This window comes from Duganella aquatilis (genome assembly GCF_009674565.1).
Lineage (GTDB): Bacteria > Pseudomonadota > Gammaproteobacteria > Burkholderiales > Burkholderiaceae_D > Rugamonas > Rugamonas aquatilis.
The window spans coordinates 1-8,601 of record NZ_WKJL01000053.1 but is presented as its reverse complement, the minus strand read 5'-3'; the positions used below and the strand labels follow the sequence as shown (position 1 = coordinate 8,601).

The 8,601-nt window shown below is 67.4% G+C and carries 7 protein-coding genes and 1 pseudogene; 1 reads left to right on the top strand and 7 read right to left on the bottom strand.

The features are described from left to right. A pseudogene (locus GJ698_RS29900) lies at positions 1-352 on the bottom strand (DUF3108 domain-containing protein); the annotation flags it as partial. A gap of 122 nt (positions 353-474) precedes the next feature. Between GJ698_RS29900 and GJ698_RS29895 the strand changes: the two are divergent. After that, positions 475-1,161 carry a PhaM family polyhydroxyalkanoate granule multifunctional regulatory protein gene (locus GJ698_RS29895; protein WP_154361500.1) on the top strand — a complete coding sequence of 229 codons (687 nt, stop codon included), beginning with the start codon at positions 475-477 and terminating at the stop codon, positions 1,159-1,161. A gap of 9 nt (positions 1,162-1,170) precedes the next feature. Here the strand turns inward: GJ698_RS29895 and GJ698_RS29890 are convergent, their stop codons facing one another. The 6 genes from GJ698_RS29890 to GJ698_RS29865 all read right to left on the bottom strand — a co-directional run. Then, positions 1,171-1,386 carry a hypothetical protein gene (locus GJ698_RS29890; RefSeq protein ID WP_154361499.1) on the bottom strand — a complete coding sequence of 72 codons (216 nt, stop codon included), beginning with the start codon at positions 1,384-1,386 and terminating at the stop codon, positions 1,171-1,173. 28 nt (positions 1,387-1,414) lie between these two features. Further along, entirely contained in the window at positions 1,415-3,136 is a 1,722-nt protein-coding gene (locus tag GJ698_RS29885; protein WP_229260223.1) for a tetratricopeptide repeat-containing response regulator, read from the bottom strand. Positions 3,137-3,153: 17 nt separating this feature from the next. Then, entirely contained in the window at positions 3,154-3,864 is a 711-nt protein-coding gene (locus GJ698_RS29880) for a sensor histidine kinase (protein WP_154361497.1), read from the bottom strand. 85 nt (positions 3,865-3,949) lie between these two features. Beyond that, entirely contained in the window at positions 3,950-5,611 is a 1,662-nt protein-coding gene (gene mnmC1 / locus GJ698_RS29875) for an FAD-dependent 5-carboxymethylaminomethyl-2-thiouridine(34) oxidoreductase MnmC1 (protein ID WP_371865477.1), read from the bottom strand. After that, on the bottom strand, positions 5,608-6,168 hold the full coding sequence (locus GJ698_RS29870; RefSeq protein WP_154361496.1) for a DNA-3-methyladenine glycosylase I: 561 nt from the start codon (positions 6,166-6,168) through the stop codon (positions 5,608-5,610). Before GJ698_RS29870 ends, mnmC1 begins: the two co-directional genes overlap by 4 nt. Before the next feature lie 2 nt (positions 6,169-6,170). Next, positions 6,171-8,601, bottom strand: a 2,431-nt coding sequence (locus GJ698_RS29865) for a GGDEF domain-containing protein (protein ID WP_154361495.1), incomplete at its 5' end; no start/stop codon positions are given.

Genomic DNA, 8,601 nt, shown 5'->3' with positions numbered 1-8,601 from the left:
CCACGGCGATTTCCGGCTCGGCGGCGATCAGCGCCGGCACGTCGGCGGACGGCGCGACAGGCATCGGCAGCGCCGCCGGTTCGGGCAGCGGCGCCGGCTTCGGCCTGACGACAGGCTTCGGCGCATGCTGCGCCAGCGGCTTCACTTCCGGCGCCGGCGTGCTCTCCACCCGCTTGGGCAGCGCAAGCCGCAGTTGGGCCGTCATCAGCGACGGCGCGACATCGGAAGCGCGGTGCGTCTGCGCGCTCAGACGGCCGCCTACCCAATCGATGGCGGCATAATGCAGCGCCACCGTGGCCGCGCACAAAAACAGCACGCGCCGGTGTCGGGTAAGGGAAGAAACGATCGTCATGGCCGCTAGTTTAAACGGGATCGGCCGAATCGGCTTCATGGCTGCGGAAATGTTGTCAAAACCTTTTGAATGACAGAGCGATATCTGCTACGCTGATTACTCCATTCCACAGGAGGTTTCTCATGCCGCATCCACAAATGCCGAACATTCCCGGCGCAGGAGTAATGACCGACACCCTGGACTTCGTCAAGAACCTGTGGGGCAGCATGAGCGTGCCGGGCCTCACCGCGCCCACGCTGTCGGTTGAGGAACTGGACAAGAAGATCAACGACCTGAAAGCTGTCGAGAGCTGGCTCAATCTGAATATGAGCATGCTGCGCGGGAGCATCCAGGCGCTGGAAGTCCAGCGCGGCACCATCGCCACGCTCAAGTCGGTGGGCGCCAGCCTGGCCTCCGCCGTCAACACCGGCGTGAGCGACAAGTCGATCTTCGACGCCAATCCCTACGCCTCCGCCTTCTTCCACCACGCGCGCGAAGCCGACCAGGCCAAGGCGCCAGCGCCAACGCCTGCTCCGGCGCCTGAAGCCAAGGCCGAGGCGCCGAAACCGGAAGCCGACGCGCCGAGCGGCGGCCAGCCCAACGCCTGGTGGAACCTGCTGCAGGAACAGTTCAAGCAGGCGGTATCGACCGCCATGGCGTCGGAATCGATGATGGCCGATGCCGCCGTCAAGTTCGCGGCGGCGGCGGCCGGCTCGCCGGCAAGCGCAGCGCCGGCAGCCAAAGCGCCAGCCGCGAAAAAACCGGCGGCCAAAAAGCCGGCCGCGAAAAAAGCCGCCGCCAAACCAGCCAAACCGGCCGGCGACAAATAATCAGAGGATTTACGCCAGCCGCTGGATGCGGATGGCGTCGATCAGGCCATCGGCCTGACGCTGCACTTTCTCGATATCGATCAGGCCCTCTTCCTCCAGCAGCTTGGCGCTGGCGTGGGCGGCCTGGAAACTCTCCAGGGTATCTCCCTTGGCGGCGACCGGACGTATCCAGGCCACGCTGCCCACCTTCATTTTTGTGTAAACTTCTTTTGCGATATCGCGCATATTTTTCTTCTCCCGCTGGGTTGTTCAGTTAATTGCTGGTGAAGCGGGTGCTCTCCGGCACCGGGCCGTTGGCCGCTTCGTACTCGCTGGCCGCCGCCGCCGCCACCACGCCGGACATCGGCGCCAGCATCGCCAGTTGCTCCATCAGCTGCGCAAAACGCTGCTGCCCCGGCGCCAGGGAATCGACATGCATCAACACGCCGATGGCTTCATCGGCCAGGCCGCGCTGATAGCCATTCTGCTGCAGCTCCGAAATGATGATCTGTGCGGAGTTGAACAATATCCGCATATTGTGCGGCAGCGCGCGGCGCGCCACGCGCATCCACTCGATGGCCTCGGCCAGCTTGCCGGTCTTCCACAGCAGCACGCCGCGGTTCATCATCTCCGCCGCCTCCAGCCGCGCATTCCTGATCAGCTCCATGCCCTCGTCGGTCATGCGCGCGCGGTCGAAGATTTTCTGCACGTCGTCCAGCAGCGCCGCGTTGTCGTGGTTGTTGCGGGTGACGTAGCACAGCAGGTTGACCGGCGCTTCCTTGACGCCGACCGCGAACAGCAGCGTCGCCATGTCGAGGCAGGTTTCGGTGTCGGGCCGCTGGCGCGCATCGTCCGCCAGCATCGCTTCCAGTTCGTCGCCGGACTTGCGCGCGCGGCGGAAGTCGCCGCTCTCGTGATACACCAGGCCCTCGGTGATCTTGGCGCGCAGCGTCACCTGGTCGCCGCCGAATTGGTGCACGGCGGCGTTGAGCAGGCGGATGGCTTCCTTGGTGTCGTTCTTCTGGCCGCACACGCGCGCCAGGCCGAGATAGGCGTCCACCGTTTTACGCACCGAAAACTCGCCGATCTCGATGCACTTGCGGAAGGCCTTTTCCGCCACCGGGATATTCCCCAGCTTGAGCGCGGTCTGTCCCAGCGAGCGTTGGCGCGGCACCGAATTGGGCGACAGCTTGGCCGCCTTTTGCAGCACGTCGAACGCTTCTTCGGTTTTACCCTGCAGCTGGAACGACTGCGCCAGCTGGTCGAAGGCGTCGATGTAGAAGCGGTTGTCGGCGATCACCGCCTGGAACATCAGCCGCGCCGATTCGAGGTCGCCATCGGCCATACGGATTTTCCCCAGGCCGCAGCGCGCCCAGTTGTAGTCGCGCTCCTGCAGCACCTGCTCGTAGACCACGCCGGCCTGATCGACCTCGCCGGCCTTCAGCAGCAGCGTGGCCTTCATGCGCAGCAGGTCGATCGCGTGCAGCGGATGGTGCGCCACCTGCTCCCCGCACAGCTTGGCCGCGCGCAGGTAGTCCTTGTCGGCGAAGGCCTGGTCGATCTCGTGGAAGATCTGCTTCTTGACCCACACGCGGTTCAGGCGCGTCAGCAGCACGGCTTCGGTGATCGGCTTGATGATGTAGGCGTCCGGCTGATGCTCGGCCGCGCCCATCACCGACTCCACGCTCTTCTCGGCCGACACCATCAGCCACACGCTACTCGGCAGCATCAGGTTGCGGATGCGCGCTTCCTCCAGCACCTGCTGGCCGTTCTTGCCGTCGCCCAGGTTGTAATCGCACAGCACCACGTCGTAGCGGGTTTTCGCCAGCAGCACCATGGCTTCGCCGCCGCTGGAGGCCTGGTCGATATGCTTGGCGCCGAGGTTGCGCAGCGACTCGCGCAGCAGTTGGCGGATGCCGACGAAATCGTCGATGATCAGGTAGCGCTTTTCTTCCCAGTCGATGCCGCTTTCCGCATGATTCGCCATGGAGGTCATGATGTCCCCGCCCATGGTCACGGCAAGCGCAGCACGAAGCAGCCGCCGCCCAGCGCGCCGCCGTTTTCCAGCGCGATGCTGCCGTTGCGCTGGCGATACTTGTGCATCTTCGCCACTTCGCTGGAGAAGTACAGACCGAGGCCGCTGCTGTTGCTGAGGAAGTTGATCGCCGCCTTGGCGCTGGCGCCGCTTTCCAGCATGGCTTCCGGGAAGCCGACGCCGTTGTCTTCCACGCGCAGTTCGAGGTAGTCGCCGTCGATGGCGATCGACAGGCGGATGCGGTCGCGCGTGTAGCGCACTGCGTTGTTGATGGCGTGGACCAGCACACCGATGACCAGGTCTTCGTCCAGCGTCCAGATGGCGTTGTCCGGGTAGGCGACGTCCAGGGCGATGCCGCGCGACTGCAGCAGCATGTGCGCCTGGCCGGATACCAGTTCCACCAGGTCGCGCATGCTGCGCGGCGCCGGATCGAAGGGGTAGCCCGGCTTGCCGACATCCTTGTACAACGCAAGCAACTGGATCAGGTTGTCGTTCAGGCGCTTGGTCTGGTACAGCATCTGCGCCATCTGGTCGTACTCGGGCGCGGCGCTGGGCTGGCGCGCGGCCAGCAGGTTCTCCAGCGTGCCACTGAGGACGCTGATCGAATTTTTCATGTCATGCACCGTCGATGCCAGGAACATGAACAGCTCCGGGGAGCCTTCGTGCTGGGGCGCTTCTTGTTCATCCATTGTGCGGTTCTCCATGGACGGCGCGGGATTGTTGTTCACCGGGCTGATTATAACGTGTTGATTATGGCGTCGCCAGCGGCTGTGCTTACTGCGCGCGGCGCCGTTGCTTGAGCAGGAAGCGGCCGGGATCGAGAGCGTCCACCAGGGCGGCTTCCAATGGCGAAGGCGCATGCTCCAGTTGGGAGACCAGCAGCTCTGCCATCAGAGGTGCCCAGATCAGGCCACGCGACGCATAGCCCAGCAGGCAATGCAGGCCCGGATGACGCGGCACGTCGGGCAGGAATTCAAGGCGGCCGGCGTTGTCGTAGTCCGGCAGCGCGCCGGCCAGCGGCAGGCGGTCCGGCGCGGCGCAGCGGAAGCCGACGCGGCCCGCCAGCGGCGCGCTGTCGGCCAGCGCGGCGACGGCGTCGCCGGGGATGATCTCGGCCAGCCGCGTGAGGTTTTCCAACTGGCTGCTGGCGCGCAGGGCCGGATCGTCGTCGTTGTCGTAGGTGGCGCCGGCGCAGACGATGCCGCCCGACGGCGGCGTCACATAGGCTTCGCGGCACACCACCAGCGGCAGCACCGGCGGCATGGCGGTGGCATCGACCGGCAGGTGCGTGACCTGGCCGCGCAGGCGCGACAGCGGCAGCTCGGCCGCCTGCGCGATGCGGGTGGCGCCGGCGCCGCCGGCCAGGATCACGGTCGGCGCTTGCGCGACCAGGGCGCCGCCTTCGGCGCGCACCAGCCACTCGCCGTCCTCGCGCTGCAAGGCCAGCGCCTCGGTGCAGAACACGCGCTGCAAGCGTTCGCCGCAGGCGGCCAGCATCGCCTCGCACAGCGACGCGGGACGCGCCCAGCCGCCCTGCCCGAACAGCCAGCCGCCATGCGGCGTCGGCGCGCCGATCAGGGCGCTGGCTTCCTGTGCATCGGCCCAGCGCACATACTCTTGCGGATAGTCCCATGCGGCCACCACGTCCTGCTGGACCAGCGCGTGCTTCGCATCACGCGCCAGTTGCAGCACGCCGCAATCGGCGCCGTCGAAGGCCTTGCCGGCGCCGCCCATGCGGCGCCATTCGCGCAGCGCGAACAGGTAGGCGGCGCGGCTCAGGCGCGTGGGGATGTTGTCGTCCTTGGACAGCAGCGGCATGAAGATGCCGGCCAGGTTGCCGGACGCCTCCTGCGCCGGCTGCGCATGGCGTTCGATCAGCGTCACCTGCCAGCCGCGCGCGCACAGGCGGTGCGCGACAGCGGAACCGGCAACGCCGGCGCCGATCACCACGGCACGCCGCTGCGGCGCGGGTTCGGCGGCGCGCGGCGCACGGCTCCTGTATTCGGCGATGATGTCCTGGCCGATGCCCGCCAACCGGCAAACGAAACCCGCCGCCGTCAATGCCCACACCAGCGCCTCGTCGGCGGCGCTTGCATGCAGCACGGCGCCTTGCGCGGCAAGCTTCGCCAGCGTGCGCGCCATGGCCGGCGTTACCGAGGCATCGAGATGGAATGCATTCACGCGCGCGGTAATCTGCGGCAGCACGGCGTCGGCCGCGCCGACCAGCAGGTCCAGCGTGACATCGTCATTCAGGATAACGCGGTGGAAGCCGGGGAGATTCAGCGGCCACAGCGCGCGCAGTTGCGCGTCCGCCACCGAGGCGGCCGGCGGCAGCGCGGCCGCCAGCGCGATGTAGTGCAAACGCCCGCCTTGCGCGCGCGCCGTTGCCAACCGCTCGCCACAAAACACCGTGTCGAGCACTACCCGCGTTGTCACTTGCGCGCCTTCCGGCAGAAGCAGTCCGGCGCATGGTCGTCCACCATGCCGATGCCCTGCATATAGGCATAGATGATCGTCGAGCCGACAAACTTGAAGCCCAGCTTGGCCAGATCCTTGGAAATCCGGTCCGACAGCTCGGTCTTGGCTGGACGCGGGCCGCTGCCGTTGACGACAGGTTTGCCGCCGACATAGGACCACAACAGCTTATCCAGGCTGCTGCCGCTGTCGAGCAGGCGCAGATAGGCTTGCGCATTGGTGATCGCCGCCGCCACCTTCAGGCGGTTGCGCACGATGCCGGCGTTGGCCAGCAGTTCGGCCACCTTGTCCGGGCCATAGGCCGCGATCTTTTTCGCGTCCCACTTGTCGAATGCCTTGCGGTAGTTCTCGCGCTTGTTGAGAATGGTCTCCCAGCTCAAGCCCGCCTGCGCGCCTTCCAGGTTCAGCATCTCGAACAGGCGGCGCTCGTCGTGGCAAGGCACGCCCCACTCGGTGTCGTGATATGCCAGATACAGGGGATTGGCCGGATTGGCCCAGCTGCAGCGCGTCTTTTCCATCGTTAGCTCAGTTCCAGGTCGCTGGACAAACCGATGCGGCGACGCTCGCCGCTCAGCACCAGCGGGCCGGTCAGGTTGGACACCAGCCGCACTTCACCGTCCGTCACCGCCTGGCCCAGCTGCTGCATCAGGCGCGGGAACACGCCGTCCGGCCGCGTGGCCTCGGTGCTGTACAGCGCGGCCCAGGCGTTGCGGCCGGAGCGCTTGGCGATGTACAGGCCCTGGTCGGCCAGCTCCACCACCTGCGACCAGGACAGCAAACGCGGTTGCTCCGGCAGGAACGGGAAACAGGCGAAGCCGATCGAGCAGGTCTTCGACAGGCGCTCGCCGTCCGGCAGTTCGAAATCGCGCTCGGCGACGGCGCGGCGCATGCGCTCCGCCACGCCGGGCGCCTCGTCGCGGTGCGTGGCGCGCGCCAGCACCAGGAATTCCTCGCCGCCCCAGCGGATCACATAGTCCGATTCGCGGAACACTTCACGCAGGCGCTCCTGCATCTGCACCAGGATCGAATCGCCGGCGGCATGGCCATAGCGGTCGTTGACTTCCTTGAAGTGGTCCAGGTCGACCATGAAGAACACCAGGTCCTTGGCCGCATGCAGATCGCACTCGGTCAGTTCGCGGTGCTGGCCGACGTCGTAGCCGCGCAGGCTCAGGGCCACGTCGGCGTCGACGTTCTGCAGGAAGAAGCGGCGGTTGCGCAGGCCGGTCAGCTGGTCGGTCAGACTGACTTCTTCCAGCGCCTTGTAGGCCTGCTCCAGTTCCAGGTTCTTTTCCAGCAGCTGTTCCTGCGTCGCCGCCACCTGGCGGTAGGCGCTGGCGTTGTCCAGCGCGATGGCGCCGTAGGCGCACAGCGTGCGGAAGATCAGCCGTTCGCGCTCGCCGTAGGCATGCGCCAGCAGCGACTGCACCGTCATCACGCCCAGCACGCGCTCGCCCACGCGCAGCGGCGCAAACAGCAGGCTCTGGGTCGCCAGCGTGCCGGGAATCAGGTTCGGCGTCACGCCTTCGTCTTCCAGTTCGACCAGGATCTCGCGCCGCTCGCGCAGGCAGCGCGCGGTGTTGGCGCTGGGGTCGGCGGCGGTGATGCGCACCCGCGGCAGCTGCTTGCCGGCCTCGATGCCGAATTCGCACACCAGCGACTCGCCGTCCGGCTGCAGCAGGAAGATCGAGAAGTGCGTCGCGTCCAGCAGGCCGTGCACGTGGCGGTCCAGCGCGCGGAACACCGCCGCCGCATCCAGGTGCGCGGTGATCTCCTGGCCGATGGCGCTCAGGTGTTCCAGCGTGGCGCTGGTCTGTTGCAGCACTTCGGCGCGCTGCGCCTCGGCGGCGGCCAGCTGGCGATGATGCTCGCCCTCGGTCTGCGCGCGCTCGGTCTGGTACTGCACCTGCATGGCGATGGCGCGGTTGGTGGCTTCCTTGCTGTGGGTCTGGTCGCGTGCGGCGCCGGCCCGCAGCGAGATGTTGTAGGCGCGCTCGTAGTCGCCGATGGCGGCATACTCGCGCGCCGCCGCATCCAGCAGCGCGCCCGGCACCGTGTAGCCCTCGATGGTGGCGGCGATTTCCAGCGCCAGGTTCAGGTAGTGCAGCATGGCGTTGGGCGCCATCATCAGCTCCGGCGCCGGCAGGTCGTGGCGGGCGTGGATGTCGGCCAGCACATTCAGCGCGGCGATCTGGCTTGACGCGTCGCCATGGTCGCGCGCCAGCGCCAGCGCGGCCTGCGCCGCCGCCAGCGCATCGACCGGCCGCGCCAGGTGCGACAGGGCGTGCGCCTGGCCGCGCCGCGCGCTGCTCTGGAAATCGTTCTGGCGCAGGGCGTCGCCGCGCGCAGCCAGGCGCGTGAAGCTCTCCAGTGCCGCCACGTGGTTGCCCAGGTCCAGCGCCAGGTCGCCCTGGTATTCCAGCGCCACCGCGTAGGCGCGCGATCCGGACAGCGGCGCCAGGGTGCTCAGGGCCTCGCGCAGCAGGCTTTGGGCGGCGTCGCGCTGGCCCAGCTGGCGCAGCGTTTCGGCGGTCTGCATCAGGCACATGCCGATGCTCAGCGGCCAGCCGGTGGGGCGCGCCAGGTCCAGCCCGCGCTGCATCCAGTCGAGCGCCGCTTCGTGCGCATTGAGGCTGGTGAAGCCGTTGCCGATGTTGGTGGCGACGATGATGGCGCGTCGGATCTGGCCGGTGGCCAGCGCCGTCTCGAAACTCAGCATCAGGTGGCCGATGGCGCGACCGTATTCGCTGCGCTGGAAGGCGCAGGTGCCGAAGAAGTCGCTGATCCAGCCGGCGGCGATCGGCGCCGCGCCGTCCAGGTCGGCGCCGAAGCGGCCCTGCCAGCGCTGCTGCGCGGCCAGGCCGTCGCCGAAGGCGTCGCAGATGCCGGAGGCGGCGTCGATGATGTCGATGCGCACCGGGTCGGCCGCCTCCGGCATCTGCGACGCCTTCGGC